Annotated in this window: 13 protein-coding genes; 9 read left to right on the top strand and 4 right to left on the bottom strand. The window is 36.1% G+C overall.

Features of this window, described 5'->3' with window-relative positions; all coding sequences use genetic code 11:
- Window positions 1–11 precede the first annotated feature (11 nt).
- Window positions 12–818 (top strand): phosphatase PAP2 family protein, encoded by an 807-nt coding sequence (locus BOQ64_RS14470; protein WP_228448392.1) that lies wholly within the window; start codon window positions 12–14, stop codon window positions 816–818.
- A 66-nt stretch (window positions 819–884) separates the two neighbouring features.
- On the opposite strand, the gene BOQ64_RS14465 is transcribed toward BOQ64_RS14470, so the two are convergent.
- Window positions 885–1,808: an alpha/beta hydrolase gene (locus tag BOQ64_RS14465; protein WP_228448391.1), complete on the bottom strand. Its 924-nt coding sequence runs from the start codon at window positions 1,806–1,808 to the stop codon at window positions 885–887.
- A 342-nt stretch (window positions 1,809–2,150) separates the two neighbouring features.
- Here BOQ64_RS14465 and BOQ64_RS14460 point away from each other — a divergent pair, with 342 nt between their 5' ends.
- Window positions 2,151–3,689 carry a T9SS type A sorting domain-containing protein gene (locus BOQ64_RS14460; protein ID WP_129057528.1) on the top strand — a complete coding sequence of 513 codons (1,539 nt, stop codon included), beginning with the start codon at window positions 2,151–2,153 and terminating at the stop codon, window positions 3,687–3,689.
- An 84-nt stretch (window positions 3,690–3,773) separates the two neighbouring features.
- Here BOQ64_RS14460 and BOQ64_RS14455 read toward each other — a convergent pair whose 3' ends face one another.
- The 3 genes from BOQ64_RS14455 to BOQ64_RS14445 form a co-directional block, all read right to left on the bottom strand.
- On the bottom strand, window positions 3,774–4,577 hold the full coding sequence (locus BOQ64_RS14455) for an SDR family oxidoreductase (protein ID WP_129057527.1): 804 nt from the start codon (window positions 4,575–4,577) through the stop codon (window positions 3,774–3,776).
- A gap of 11 nt (window positions 4,578–4,588) precedes the next feature.
- Window positions 4,589–6,265: an FAD-binding dehydrogenase gene (locus BOQ64_RS14450; protein ID WP_129057526.1), complete on the bottom strand. Its 1,677-nt coding sequence runs from the start codon at window positions 6,263–6,265 to the stop codon at window positions 4,589–4,591.
- 119 nt (window positions 6,266–6,384) lie between these two features.
- Window positions 6,385–7,488 (bottom strand): SMI1/KNR4 family protein, encoded by a 1,104-nt coding sequence (locus tag BOQ64_RS14445; protein ID WP_129057525.1) that lies wholly within the window; start codon window positions 7,486–7,488, stop codon window positions 6,385–6,387.
- Window positions 7,489–7,613: 125 nt separating this feature from the next.
- Between BOQ64_RS14445 and BOQ64_RS14440 the strand changes: the two genes are divergently transcribed.
- The 7 genes from BOQ64_RS14440 to BOQ64_RS14410 all read left to right on the top strand — a co-directional run bounded on the left by BOQ64_RS14440 (window position 7,614) and on the right by BOQ64_RS14410 (window position 12,875).
- Window positions 7,614–7,889: a hypothetical protein gene (locus BOQ64_RS14440; protein WP_129057524.1), complete on the top strand. Its 276-nt coding sequence runs from the start codon at window positions 7,614–7,616 to the stop codon at window positions 7,887–7,889.
- Window positions 7,890–7,964: 75 nt separating this feature from the next.
- Window positions 7,965–8,393, top strand: coding sequence for a rhodanese-like domain-containing protein (locus BOQ64_RS14435; RefSeq protein ID WP_129057523.1), 429 nt, complete (start codon window positions 7,965–7,967; stop codon window positions 8,391–8,393).
- Window position 8,394: 1 nt separating this feature from the next.
- Window positions 8,395–8,898, top strand: a complete 504-nt coding sequence (locus BOQ64_RS14430) for a TlpA family protein disulfide reductase (RefSeq protein WP_228448390.1) — start codon at window positions 8,395–8,397, stop codon at window positions 8,896–8,898.
- A 582-nt stretch (window positions 8,899–9,480) separates the two neighbouring features.
- The gene (locus BOQ64_RS14425) at window positions 9,481–10,551 is read left to right on the top strand and encodes a terpene synthase family protein (protein ID WP_129057521.1); all 1,071 of its coding nucleotides are present in this window, start codon (window positions 9,481–9,483) and stop codon (window positions 10,549–10,551) included.
- A 91-nt stretch (window positions 10,552–10,642) separates the two neighbouring features.
- Window positions 10,643–11,023 carry a DoxX family protein gene (locus BOQ64_RS14420; RefSeq protein WP_129057520.1) on the top strand — a complete coding sequence of 127 codons (381 nt, stop codon included), beginning with the start codon at window positions 10,643–10,645 and terminating at the stop codon, window positions 11,021–11,023.
- 84 nt (window positions 11,024–11,107) lie between these two features.
- Window positions 11,108–12,193 carry a sensor histidine kinase gene (locus BOQ64_RS14415; RefSeq protein WP_228448389.1) on the top strand — a complete coding sequence of 362 codons (1,086 nt, stop codon included), beginning with the start codon at window positions 11,108–11,110 and terminating at the stop codon, window positions 12,191–12,193.
- Window positions 12,174–12,875: a LytR/AlgR family response regulator transcription factor gene (locus BOQ64_RS14410; RefSeq protein WP_185147078.1), complete on the top strand. Its 702-nt coding sequence runs from the start codon at window positions 12,174–12,176 to the stop codon at window positions 12,873–12,875. Before BOQ64_RS14415 ends, BOQ64_RS14410 begins: the two co-directional genes overlap by 20 nt.
- Window positions 12,876–13,151: the final 276 nt, after the last annotated feature.

Raw genomic sequence — 13,151 nt, 5'->3', positions numbered from 1 at the left:
CTATAAATATCATGATGAAAAGGGAGTTTCAAAAATCATTGATCTGTTTGTTGGTCTTCATGTCATTTTTTAATCATGTGAATGCCCAGAATAGTGTTGATAGTGTTACTGTTCAGAAACCTGTTTCAGACAGTATTTCCAACATTCAGTCAACCAAGCTTAATTATAAGAGCCTCATTATTCCTGCAGCCTTCATTTCTTATGGGGTAATAGGACTTTCTTCAAGCAAACTTAAACAGCTGAACTTTTCAACCCGAACAGAGATCAGTGAGCATCAGCCTACGCAAATGAATCTGGATAATTATACCCAATATGCTCCGGCATTGATGGTATACGGATTAAATGCCATAGGAATAAAAGGAAAACATAACCTGAGAGACCGTACCATTATTTATGCCTCTTCACAACTGATTTCTGCAGCATTTACAATGCCTTTAAAATATCTTGTCAAAGAAGAGAGACCCGATCAGTCTAACACCCTTTCATTCCCATCCGGACATTCTGCTACCGCTTTTTCTTCTGCACAGTTTATGTTCAGAGAATATAAGGATACTAATTTCTGGCTCAGTCTTTCCGGATATCCGTTTGCTATTTTTACAGGGGTGTACAGAATGCTCAATGATAAACACTGGTTAGGAGATGTGATTGCAGGAGCAGGTTTTGGAATTCTTTCTACAGAATTGGCCTACTGGCTTTTTCCAAGGATCGATAATTTATTGCGTGGAAAGAACAAAGCTAAAAGCCTCACCAGCTCCACAATGATAATACCTTTTTACCAGAATAAAATAGTAGGAATAGGAGTAATCAAAAGTTTTTAAATTCAACCCCTCACTAATATAAAAAAACACAGCTCAATTGAGCTGTGTTTTCTTTTTTTCTATTGACTACAAATTTTCTTTGTAGAAAGGGATCAGTTTATCCAGTGCTATTTTTACAGGTTCCGGTTGGTCATACAGTTCATAATGTGACCATCCTTCTGCAATAACAAGCTCTTTTTTCTCTGATCTGGCTCTTCTGATAATTTCAAGACCATCTCTGTATGCTCCAAAACCACCAGGTTTATCTCCAATTACTACCATTAAAGGCTGTGTTAATAATACTTCTGCTAAATAAAAAGCATCCCAGCCCACTGCAGCACTGCTTCTTGAATACAGATAGCTGGTTGCTCCATGGGGTTTTTCACCTCTTGATGTTTTGTAATATTCTGTAGCTTCCAATACATCAATATCTTTAATCCCGGCAGCTTTTCCCACTTCTACAGAAGGTGGTAAAAACTGATCTACACGGAGTTCAGCTCCTCTTACTTCTGCTGTACGCTGTGCTGCAATTTTTTCCAGAGCATCAATAGGGTTCCAGTTTCCGAATGCTTCTCTCCAAAGTCTTCCATAATTTGCACCTGTTACACTTCCTACAGCTTTAATTCTACGCTCCGTCATTGCTGCATTAATAGCATAACCGCCACCGCCACAGATTCCTAATACACCAATACGGTTTTCATCTACGTAGGGAAGGCTCACAAGGTAATCACAGGCACAACGGAAATCTTCCACTCTTAAGGTAGGATCTTCAATGAAGCGAATATCTCCGCCACTGCCTCCCTGAAATGAAGCATCAAATGCCAATACTACAAATCCTGCATCGGCTAATGCCTGTCCGTACACATTTCCGGAGGTCTGTTCTTTACAGCTTCCTATTGGATGTGCACTGATGATGGCTGCATATGTTTTATTTTCATCAAAGTTCGGTGGGAAATACAGATCTGCTGCTACGTCCCAGTTAAGATTTTTAAATGTTACTGACTGAATCATAATACTTGTTTTTTTTAGTAATTAATACTGTGATTATTTTATGATACAAATGTACAGTCAGCTATTTTCAAAAGAGGTAGACATTTTACCTGAAAATGGATACATTTTACTGATAGAAGAACCTCTATATTTCTATAGTATTTATTAAAAGTCTTTCAAATTATTATTCATAAATAAAACCAAAAGACATTACAGCATAAGTGAAAAAACACAAAACATAGAAATTTATTCTCAAAGAAAGTATATTTTTGCGCTTCTAAGTTTAAAAACTAAAAAAACCATGAAACTCAATTACAAAAGTACAATACCATTATTAGCCGGTATCTTTTTTCAGGCCTTAGTATGGCCCAAGCTCCGTCCATACAATGGCAAAAATCTTTCGGTGGAACTAATTCAGACAGAGCAAACAAAATTATTCAAACCTCGGATGGTGGATATATGATTAGTGGTGCTTCTAATTCAAATAACGGCAATGTAACCGGAAATCACGGAAACCAGGATTATTGGCTTTTAAAATTAAATTCAACAGGAAATCTTCAATGGCAAAAATCTTTAGGTGGAACAGGAAATGACTATGGAAGTTCTATTATTCAAACTTCCGATGGCGGATATGTTGTTGCCGGAACCACTGACTCAAACAATGGAGACGTTACAGGAAATAAAGGCTTAACAGATGGATGGGTCGTAAAATTAAATTCTGACGCTGGAGTTATTTACTGGAAAAAAACTTTCGGTGGTACTGATTATGATGTGATCAATGAAATGGTTCCTACCGCGGATGGTGGTTATATCTTTGCAGGAAACTCTTCTTCCACTACTGGAGACGTAACCGGAAATAAAGGATATGTAGATTATTGGATTGTAAAAATAAATGCTAACGGAGATATCCAGTGGAAAAAATCTTTAGGCGGAACAGGAGATGACAGAGCCACATCAATCATTCAAACTACTGATGGTGGATATGTAGTTGCCGGATATGCAGAGAACAATAATGGTGATGTAACAGGAAATCATGGTGGTAAAGATTACTGGATTTTAAGATTAAACTCTGATGGTGGGGTTATTTTCTGGAAAAAATCTTTAGGGGGTTCACATCAGGATTTAGCATATTCTGTTAAACAAACTTCAGATGGAGGTTATATCGCAGTTGGCAGTGCTTTCTCTAATGATGGGGATGTAACAGGAAATCACGATGGAACCGATTCCTGGGTTGTAAAAATTAATGAAACAGGAAATATTCAATGGCAAAAAGCGTTGGGAGGAAGCAAAGTAGATGATGCCAGCTCTGTGATTCAGACTGCAGATGGCGGATATTTAGTAGTAGGAAATACTTCTTCCAATGACGGACAGGTAGTAGGATATCATTCTCCTTCAGGCACAGGAGTTGGAGAAGCACCTATTTCTTATGATTATTGGGTTGTAAAGCTTAGCACTACGGGAGCCATTCAATGGCAAAAATGTTTAGGAGGATCAAAAAGTGATGAAGCCAGCTCTGTTATTCAAACCACAGACGGCGGCTATGTCATTGCAGGTAGCTCTCAGTCAAATAATGGTGATGTAACAGAAAATAAAGGAAATTATGACATTTGGATTGTAAAACTTGCCCCGGAAAACCTGTCTACTAACGAAGTTGTAAAAGATGCTACAGTTACAGCTAATGTTTATCCTAATCCAGCAAAAGATTATGTTACTTTAAAGCTTGATTATTTTGACTCTTCCATGAAAGCTACCATTACGGATATGTTAGGAAAAACAGTTCATCAGCAAAAATTAGAGGGATTAAGAACCAAGATCAATACAAGTCATCTTGAAAAAGGAGTTTATTTCTTAAACGTACTCGGTGGTACATTAAAAACGACCAAAAAAATCATTAAAGAATAGTTCTTTATAAGATCTGAAAAATTAAAACCGCACTTCTTGTGCGGTTTTTCTGTATTGTATGAGACTATAGTTTGTAAAAAATCTTCAGACAACTTTTGCCTTCCGGATTACTTTTGCCAGCAGGGCAGGGAAGAACCTTTTCAGATAGACACCCAATACCTCTTTACCACCAATCGCTTTTTGATTTTTCTTTTTTTCGATGGCATTCAGCATTTTTTTAGCAAAAACATCTACAGGCATTCCATTATGGGTAGCATCATCCATCGTACCCTGCGATGAACCGTCACCGGTTACCGCATGAACGGAAATATTGGTCTGTATAAATCCCGGACAGATGATTGTTATTGAAATATTTTGATTATATAATTCTGCACGTAAAGCATCAAAGAACCCATGAAGGGCATGTTTTGCCGCTGCGTAACCGCTGCGCATAGGAGCTCCGAAAATTCCCATAAGACTCGAAACAACAGCAATCTGCCCGCCTTTATTTCGGATCATATAAGGGACTACCGCTTTAGTTAGAGCCACAGTTCCTATAAAATCTACATCCATTAAACGTTTATCCACTTCTATATCTGTTTCCATGGCTAAAGAACGTTGAGACAGCCCTGCATTATTGATAAGAATATCTATTTTTCCAAAGGTTGCTATGGCCTTAACTGCTATTTCAGGCATTTCTTTATAGTTCTTCAGATCTAAAGGGATTACAGCATATCTGTTAACGGTAAGCCCAGCACTTTCTGCCACTTCGTAAAGCTGTTCTTCATTTCTGGAGGAAAGAATAATTTTTGCATTGCTATTTTTCACCAATTCTCTTACTAGGGCTTCACCAATTCCGGATGACGCTCCTGTAATCCATACTACTTTATCATTATAATAATTGCTCATTATGAATGGTATTAATTTGAATGGTTCTTTTTTAATCCTGCAATATATTTTCCAGCTTTCATTCCTGAGAAAATACATCCACCGAGAAATGTTCCTTCTAAAGCTCTATAGCCATGCATTCCGCCACCGCCAAAACCTGCCACTTCGCCAGCAGCGTAAAGCCCTTCAATGATACTGTTGTCCTCTCTTAAAACCTGGCCGTTCAGATTGGTTTTTATTCCACCCAGAGTTTTTCGGGTTAAAATATTTAGCCTTACAGCAATTAACGGCCCATTTTCAGGAGAAAGAATCTTATGAGGAGCAGCCACTCTTCCAAGCTTATCTCCTAAATAACTTCTGGTACTTCTGATGTAGTTTACCTGTGTATCTTTTGAAAACTTATTATCCAGTTCTCTGTCTCTTGCTTCGATTTGGAGTTTTATTTTTTCATAATTCAGAAGATGATCTCCTGACAGCAGATTCATCTTATCTACCAGATCTTTAAGGTTATCCGAAACAATAAAATCTTTACCATGTTCTTTAAAAGCTTCTACAGGTCCCGGTGCTTTTTTACCAAAAATACGTTTCAGAAAAAGGGAATAATCTTTATTTGTAATATCCGGATTCTGTTCAGAACCTGAGAGTGCAAATTCTTTTTTAATGATTTTTTGTGTCAGAATAAACCAGGAATAAGAATATCCCGTATCCTGAATGTATTTCAGTGTTCCAAGTGTATCAAATCCGGGAAGAAATGGAGCAGGTAGTCGGTTTCCTTTGGCATCAAACCATAATGACGATGGCCCCGGTAATATTCTGATCCCGTGATTGGGCCAGATGGGATTCCAGTTTTGTAACCCTTCTGTGTAATGCCACATCCTGTCCCGGTTGATGATATTGGCCTCTGCGTTTTCAGCAATACCTATCATTTTACCGTCAACATAGGCTGGAACTCCACAAACCATATTCTCCGGTGGAACTCCCAGCCTTTCAGGCCAGTTTTTCCTTATCAGTTCATGATTGGCACCAATTCCTCCTGAAGCAATAATGATATGGGGTGCAGAATATTCAAATTGAGAGATAATATTTCTATTGGTAGCAACGCCTCTTTGCTGAGAATCATTTTCAAGGATATCTCCCTTCAGACCTGTTATTTTGCCATTTTTTACAATCAATTCCGTGACTCTATGACGGAATTTCATCTGCAACAGACCTTTTTCTTTGGCTTGATAGGCTTTTTCAACAAAAGGCTTTACTACACCCGTTCCGGTTCCCCAGCTTACATGAAAACGGGGAACAGAATTTCCGTGTCCGGAAGCTGATCCGTCACCACGTTCTGCCCAGCCTACCATAAACATCAGTTTAATCCCAAGCTTAGAAATGTATTCGTATTTTTCGCCTGAGGCAAATTTTAGATAAGCTTCCGCCCATTTTCTTGGCCAATAATCTTCATCACGGTCAAAACCTGCTGTCCCTTTCCAGTCCTGTAATGCCAGTTCATAAGAATCTTTGATTCCCATTCTGCGTTGTTGGGGAGAATTAATCAGAAAAAGACCGCCAAATGACCAGAAAGCCTGCCCGCCAATATTCTGTTCGGTTTCCTGATCCAGCAATAATACTTTTTTCCCGGCATCTGTAATCTCCATTGCAGCAGTAAGTCCTGCCAACCCGGTTCCTATGATAATAGCATCAGGTAGGAATGTTTCTTCCATGATAAAGGTGTTTTTTGATTCACAATACTTTATATAAATGTATAAAATATTTGTGCTTAAATAAGTAAAACACTTTCAAAAATTATAATAATCAGAAGTTTACAGTTCTCTGAATAATTTTACCCTAAAATCTCAAATTCAACTTTAGCTCCAAGGTCCTCCAACTGCTTTCGGTCATGCTCCAGCCATTTAGTATAACCGGTTCTGAACAGTATTTTGGGCTCTTTACTGAGTTGAAGAGCTTCTGTTCCGGAAAGTCCCAATTCTTTTTTCAGTAATGCAATGATCTTCATTTTATTGGGTCCGATATCAGTAATGTATAAATTGACTTCCTTGCCCCATGATTCATAAGTTTCTATCTGCTCTGAATCATCATCTTCGTCTTGAATATTGGTATATACTTCTTTCCATAAAGGATTTTCCAGATCAATATTTTCATCAAAACACTCTTTTAATCCTGATTTATCAAACCTTAAGTTTTGGATCTGATGTAATACTTTCTGAAATGCAGTCAAGCTTTCAGCTACTTTTATTGGTTCCCATTTTCCCTGTCCGTGATAGGCAAAATAAACAGGAAAGTTATCCTCGGCTTCATTCAAATCAATAAAAAAAGGATCTGCAAAATAATTGGATGCTAGTACTATCCAACTTGGTTTAAACGCTCCCGGAACATCTTCTGTTAAAACTTTATTTTCTACGGAATTATAATGATATCCATCCTGAAAATAGTAAATAGTTTCTGCAGAAGCATAATTTTCAGGTAATGCAAGCCCTTCAATAGATACAGGTTCTTCCAAAAACTCTATAATGCCAGGAAATGAAGATATTTTTTGAGTCCACACCATGTTTTCTTTCTCTCTTTTCTCAATTTCCGCGGGGGAGATGATATTTCTTTCCCTTTCAAAAGGAAATTTCCTTTGCATCCAATGGAGTAAATCCCGGTCCAGCACTTCAAAATATTTCTCCTGCAACACTCCATACGAACTCAGATATACTTTTGTATTGCTGCTGTCTTTAGAAATAACGGCAACCTGACCACCTGAATCGTCCGCAACCGGAATATACCCCGGAAGGTATTCTTCAAATTCATAGGTATCATAACGTTCCCGGATTTCTTCTTCAGTACGGAATACACGCACTGTATCATATACAATGTCTTCTTTATGTTTTTTAGTAAAAATCTTTATAAAATCTGACCAATGGGCAGGAAGATTGATTTTCATGGAATGAAGGAGTACTTTAAAGTTATTGAAACCACAGCAACTATTGACTATGATTCATTTTTTACCACTAAAATACAAAAAGTGGATTCATTTGAAGTTTTATCTTTGTTAAAAATCATATTACAATGGAAGAGTCTAAACCTTATCAGGTATTTGCAATCGCTAAAGATGGAACCCGCCATAACATTGATGCTACATCCATTATCATACAGCTTGAAGAAGAGGAAATAGAAATATCACTAATCCCGCCACATCCTGTTTTTCAGGGAAAGCTGACATTGGCTACGGGCTCAGCTATTCAAGGCAGAGAACAGGAAAGAGGACCAGGAACTCAACTAATTATTGAACCTGGAGCAGCCAACGTAGTGCACATCACTCCTAAAAAGAATAAAAACAAATAATAAAAGCAGGAAAATACACCCATATAGCCCATTATCATTCAACAAATCATTTATATATTTGTGAAAAATAGAAGTATGAAGTATTTGTTTATCATGGTTTGCTTTGTCTGCTCCATTTTCAGCCAGGCACAGCAAACACAGAATCCATGGAAAGAGAACCAACTGATGAATCCGGCATTATTAGCCTCAAGAATTGTAAAGCAAAAGACTAAGGATTTACTGATTATTTCAGTAGGTCCGGAAGCCATTATTAAAGGGTCTGTAGACATTGGTCCAACCCATGAACCTGAAAATCTGGAAAAATTAAGAAACTATCTTAAAGATGTTCCTAAAAATAAGGAAGTGGTAATCTATTGCGGATGCTGTCCTTTCGTAAAATGCCCGAATATTCGTCCTGCATTTAATTTATTAATGGAAATGGGCTTTAAGAACGCCAAGCTTTTAAATCTTCCTAAAAATATAAAAACCGATTGGCTGGATAAAGAATATCCAACAAATGATTAATATGAAAAAGAGTTTTACGATATTATTTTTAGCCTTATTTTCAGGATTTATTTTCGCTCAAAACAAGATTGAAGTAGGGAAGAAGGCTCCTGAAATTACAATGTCTAAACCGGATGGCTCTTCATTTTCTCTTTCAAGTCTAAAAGGAAAGCTTGTTCTTATTGACTTTTGGGCCACCTGGTGTGCTCCGTGTGTAGGCGAACAGCCTGAATTGAAAAAACTGTATGAGACCTATTCGGAGCAGGTGAAAGCCAATAAATTTGAAATTTTGGGAGTTTCTTTGGATAAAAACAAAGAAAGCTGGCAGAAAGCGATAGACCGGTTTAATATCAACTGGATACAGATCAGCGATTTAAAATTCTGGAAAAGTCCTGTTGCAAAAGCATATGAAATAGATGAGCTTCCCTTTAATGTGATTATTGACGGTGAAGGCAATATTATCGCTAAAAATCTTCATGAAAAGGAGCTTGAGGAATTTTTAAAGAAAAGATTAAGTCAAAATTAAGATTAGAAAAATAAGTATACAAAAGAGTGGTCCGGGTGGCCACTCTTTTTGTATTTGTGCATTAGAATCGGAGCTGAGTTAATCTCTTGCTATCAATCGGAAATGGTATAGAGGGAAATTTATTCCCGATTGAACTTTATTTCTTCAGTCAGGTTTCATCAATTCCTTTAATTAATACAGTAAAAATAAGAATTTAATTAATAAAAATCACAATTTAGGGAATAATCAAAGTGTTAAATTTTGTATTTTATTAAGTAACAATAACTTAATATTAAAAATAGATGTAGAATAACATTAATTAGCAAAGGTAAAGGAGAAAAATTGAACATATTACAAAATCCACCATAACTCTAATTTTAAATTATAAGTTAAATTTTAATATATAATTTAAAAATTTAACAACAATAATATTTTATTGATAAATAATCAATATATTTATATAGTGGTCCTGCAAAGATTATTCTTAACCTTCAATACACTTTCCATGTGGGGCCTTCTTCTAAGTGGTGCCGTCTTATTTTTTCTGATATAAAAGTATTACCCGTAAAATAACATATAAAATACCTAATCAAAATAAATAGTATGAATTCAATTATTCACAAATTCCCGTTACCGGGAATTAAAAAGACAGAGACAGCCATAATAGATTCAATGGGATGGCTTAAAAAGTATCAATTAGTGGCAGATGAGCATCAAGCTGAAAATATTGCGAATGCAGGTTCTTATTTTACAGCACTTAGTTATCCGGATATCAAATATTTCCAAGTAAGGGATATTACAGACTTTTGTTCCTGGGTCTGTCTTTTAGATGATGCAGGGGAAGAGCTCCTGCTCCATAATAGTTTTCCTCAATTAATTCACTTTTTTTCAAGTTTAAAATACATTTGCGAAGAACCTTCTTATCAAAATCCTACTCATCTTGGCCTATCTACAGAAAATCCAATAGTACAGGCACTGTTGGATCTTAAATCCAGATTGAGCAACTGGGCAGGAATTCCTCAAATCAATAGACTCATGAAGGCAGTTGGAAGTTTTGCATCTGGAATACAATGGGAAAATACTTTTAAAATTCAAAACAAATATCCAGATCTTACTACTTTTTGTGCTATGAGAATAGCAAGTGGTGGAATGGAAATTCCTTCTGCACTGGCAAGTTGTATAAATAATGTACAATTAAGTATGTCAGAATACACGAATCCTGTTATACAGGTTTTAACGAAGTCTGTTTCTTTTGTGGCGCTTCTCGACAATGATATTTACTCATATGCGAAAGAGAAAGCTTCTGATTCCGGCTATTATAATAATATTATTCAAATTTATCTTATTTCCTACCCGGATCTCGGTGAAGAACAAGCTATATCTAAAGCGATAGATCTTCGAAACCAAATTCTATTTCTGTATCATTTATTAAAACAAAAATATCAATATATCTGCGAACCAATTTCTTTATACTTAAAGGGGCTGGAAGATGTTGTTTCCGGAAACCTCATTTTTTGCAGTACCAATAAACGATATAAAGTAGCCAATGACCGGAAAGGATATGACTTTAAAATTATTCAGCGTTGTGAACAATCTATGAGCCCACCAAAAGACATTGTTTCTATCTCATGGTGGTGGTCATTATTAGAACCTCAATATTCTCTGGCAGATTAAAAATACTGATAAAGATATTTTTATATACACTTAAGAGTCATTAATATACTACAGAATATATTCAGCAATTCTGATGTTTATTTTTGATTCTATGAAAAAGAACTACTTCCTCAGATGTGCATTATCAGTCATTTTGCTAATGCACAGCGTAATCTCCATTTTTAGTGGAGATGTAAATACTTTTGGTACCCAATATTTGGATGCCATAGGATTTTCTCCAATCGGCTTATATCTTGCCTGGTTAATAAAGCTAACCCATCTCGTTTCTGTTTTTCTCATCTGGATAGATAGATATATAAAGCCTGTAGCTCTCTGTAATATACTGATCTTCGTTCTGGGGATCTATTATATCCACTGGGAGAACGGATGGTTTGTGGTAGGTGGTGGTACCAATGGCATTGAATTTAATGTTCTGCTGATATTCAGTTTTATGAATTTGATGTTTCCTGAAATCATCCTGAAAAAGAAATAAGACTGCAGTTTGTAGATGAATGGCTGAAATTGGTAGACTTTATATTTTTATATTTGACTGAATCTTATTATTTTACCTTTTCAAATGACAGCAAGATTGAAATCAGATTATAAATCTAAGCTAAAGATACATCTGCTTTTTTGGATATTATACTATATTCTGGAAGCTTATTTAGATTTTTACTGGTCCAGATATCAGTTTCCTGACTTCCAATGGCAGACAAGGCTTCAGAATACGCTTCTTCTGGAGCTGGGCTATTTTCTGGTTAAAATTCCTCTTGCTTACTCCTTGCTGTATGTTTATGAAAAGGTTCATCTTAACAGGATTCTTAAATATGGTCTTTGTATTTTAATCATCATACTTGCTGTTTTAGGACACCGTTTTTTCACACATTATATTATTTATCCTTATATCTATGGCGTTACAGAAACTTTAGACGGCAAAATACCTTCAGGATTTATCAACGGGTTGGTTGCTTTTAATTCTTTTATGGACCTTATTTTTATGGTAGGGCTGGTTTTTGGAGTAGAAATTACCAGACAGAAAAATATGTTGAAAGATCAAATTTCTCAATTGAAATCGGAAAAACTGGATCAGGAACTCACTATGCTAAAAGCACAGATTAATCCTCATTTCTTATTTAATACCCTGAATAATATCTACGGAATGGCTCTTAAAAAAGCAGATGAAACCCCTGATGTAATTCTCCAGCTTTCCAAAATCATGCGGTACAATATCTACGAGGCCGCTGAAAAAAACATTTCCATAGAAAAAGACATTGAAAATATTAAGGATTTTATACAGATTCAGAAAATCAGGCACCATCATCTTACTGTTCATTTTCAGGAAAGTATAGACCATCCATCACAGGAAATTTCGCCGCTAATCCTTATTCAGTTTGTTGAAAACGCTTTTAAACATGGTGTTTCCGAAAGTCTGGGAGATTCTTTTATTTCCATTGATATTGAACTTAAAGAGGGAATTCTTAGCTATTGTATCGAAAATTCCAAAGAAGAAAGACCTCATCAGCATTCTACCAAAATAGGACTGAAAAATATTCGCCGCCAGCTTGAATTGCTTTATCCTAAACATCAACTGACTGTAGAGGATAAAACGGACCGATATGTTGTACAACTAAAAATTGATTTCAATGATACATCCAGCCTCTAAAAAATACAACTGCATCATTGTAGAAGACGAACCTATTGCAGCAGAAATCCTGGAAACATTTATATCCAGAGATCCGGAGCTTATTCTCATAGGAAAATGCTCCGATGCTGTACATGCAAGCAATCTTTTGAGCATACATGAGGTAGACCTGATGTTTTTGGATCTTCATCTTCCTGTAGTGAAAGGCTTTGATTTTTTGAAGAAACTGAAAAATCCACCATTTGTAATTGTGACTACAGCTTATCATCAATACGCGATAGAAGGGTATGAGCTGGACATCGCAGATTATTTACTGAAGCCTATTCCATATGAACGATTTGCCACAGCCGTTGGTAAGTTTAAATATTTAATGGAAGCAGAAGATGCTTTACTGGAAATGGCTGAACGGGATCATATTTTCATCAGTAGCGGGAAAAAGCAGATTAAGATTATTCTGCAGGATATTTTTTATATCGAAAGCTTAAGAGAATACATTCATATTCATACCAAAACAGAGACTTTCACTTTTAAAATGCCCATCAGTAAAATAGAGGAAAGTTTAAATCCCAACATATTTACCCGCATCCATAAGTCTTATATTATTTCCAAACCTAAGATAGAAGTTAAATCTGCTACCGTTGTACAGGTGAAAGGAAAAAAACTGCCTATTGGAAGAACGTATAAGCCGTTTATTGATTTGTAGTACCCGTGATGAAGTATTGTAACTTTTAAAACCACCCCGTCAAAAATTCCTTGAATTTTTGCCACCCCTCCAGAGGAGGGGAATGCTCAGCCCTTCGAGGGTAATATCTGTAGAAGTTGTACGGTATTTTATAAAACAATCCCGCAACTCATTACTCATTACTCATTACTCATTACTCATTACTCATTACTTATTACTCATTACTCATTACTTATTACTCATATTTTAGTAGACCGCATCCTGCCATTCATATATAGATTATCTTATATTCTTCAC

This window comes from Chryseobacterium sp. CH25 (genome assembly GCF_004119455.1).
Taxonomy (GTDB): Bacteria; Bacteroidota; Bacteroidia; order Flavobacteriales; family Weeksellaceae; genus Chryseobacterium.
The sequence above is the reverse complement of the archived record's forward strand: the minus strand, read 5'-3'. Positions and strand labels throughout refer to the sequence as shown.

Excerpts from the sequence above, each read along its gene's own strand:
- BOQ64_RS14470 (WP_228448392.1), top strand. The coding sequence starts at position 12 with ATGATGAAAAGGGAGTTTCAAAAATCATTGATCTGTTTGTTGGTCTTC.
- BOQ64_RS14420 (WP_129057520.1), top strand. The coding sequence starts at position 10,643 with ATGAAAAAGAACTACTTCCTCAGATGTGCATTATCAGTCATTTTGCTA.
- BOQ64_RS14435 (WP_129057523.1), top strand. The coding sequence starts at position 7,965 with ATGAAGTATTTGTTTATCATGGTTTGCTTTGTCTGCTCCATTTTCAGC.
- BOQ64_RS14415 (WP_228448389.1), top strand. The coding sequence starts at position 11,108 with ATGACAGCAAGATTGAAATCAGATTATAAATCTAAGCTAAAGATACAT.
- BOQ64_RS14450 (WP_129057526.1), bottom strand. The coding sequence starts at position 6,265 with ATGGAAGAAACATTCCTACCTGATGCTATTATCATAGGAACCGGGTTG.
- BOQ64_RS14445 (WP_129057525.1), bottom strand. The coding sequence starts at position 7,488 with ATGAAAATCAATCTTCCTGCCCATTGGTCAGATTTTATAAAGATTTTT.
- BOQ64_RS14410 (WP_185147078.1), top strand. The coding sequence starts at position 12,174 with ATGATACATCCAGCCTCTAAAAAATACAACTGCATCATTGTAGAAGAC.
- BOQ64_RS14440 (WP_129057524.1), top strand. The coding sequence starts at position 7,614 with ATGGAAGAGTCTAAACCTTATCAGGTATTTGCAATCGCTAAAGATGGA.
- BOQ64_RS14430 (WP_228448390.1), top strand. The coding sequence starts at position 8,395 with ATGAAAAAGAGTTTTACGATATTATTTTTAGCCTTATTTTCAGGATTT.
- BOQ64_RS14425 (WP_129057521.1), top strand. The coding sequence starts at position 9,481 with ATGAATTCAATTATTCACAAATTCCCGTTACCGGGAATTAAAAAGACA.
- BOQ64_RS14460 (WP_129057528.1), top strand. The coding sequence starts at position 2,151 with ATGGCCCAAGCTCCGTCCATACAATGGCAAAAATCTTTCGGTGGAACT.
- BOQ64_RS14465 (WP_228448391.1), bottom strand. The coding sequence starts at position 1,808 with ATGATTCAGTCAGTAACATTTAAAAATCTTAACTGGGACGTAGCAGCA.
- BOQ64_RS14455 (WP_129057527.1), bottom strand. The coding sequence starts at position 4,577 with ATGAGCAATTATTATAATGATAAAGTAGTATGGATTACAGGAGCGTCA.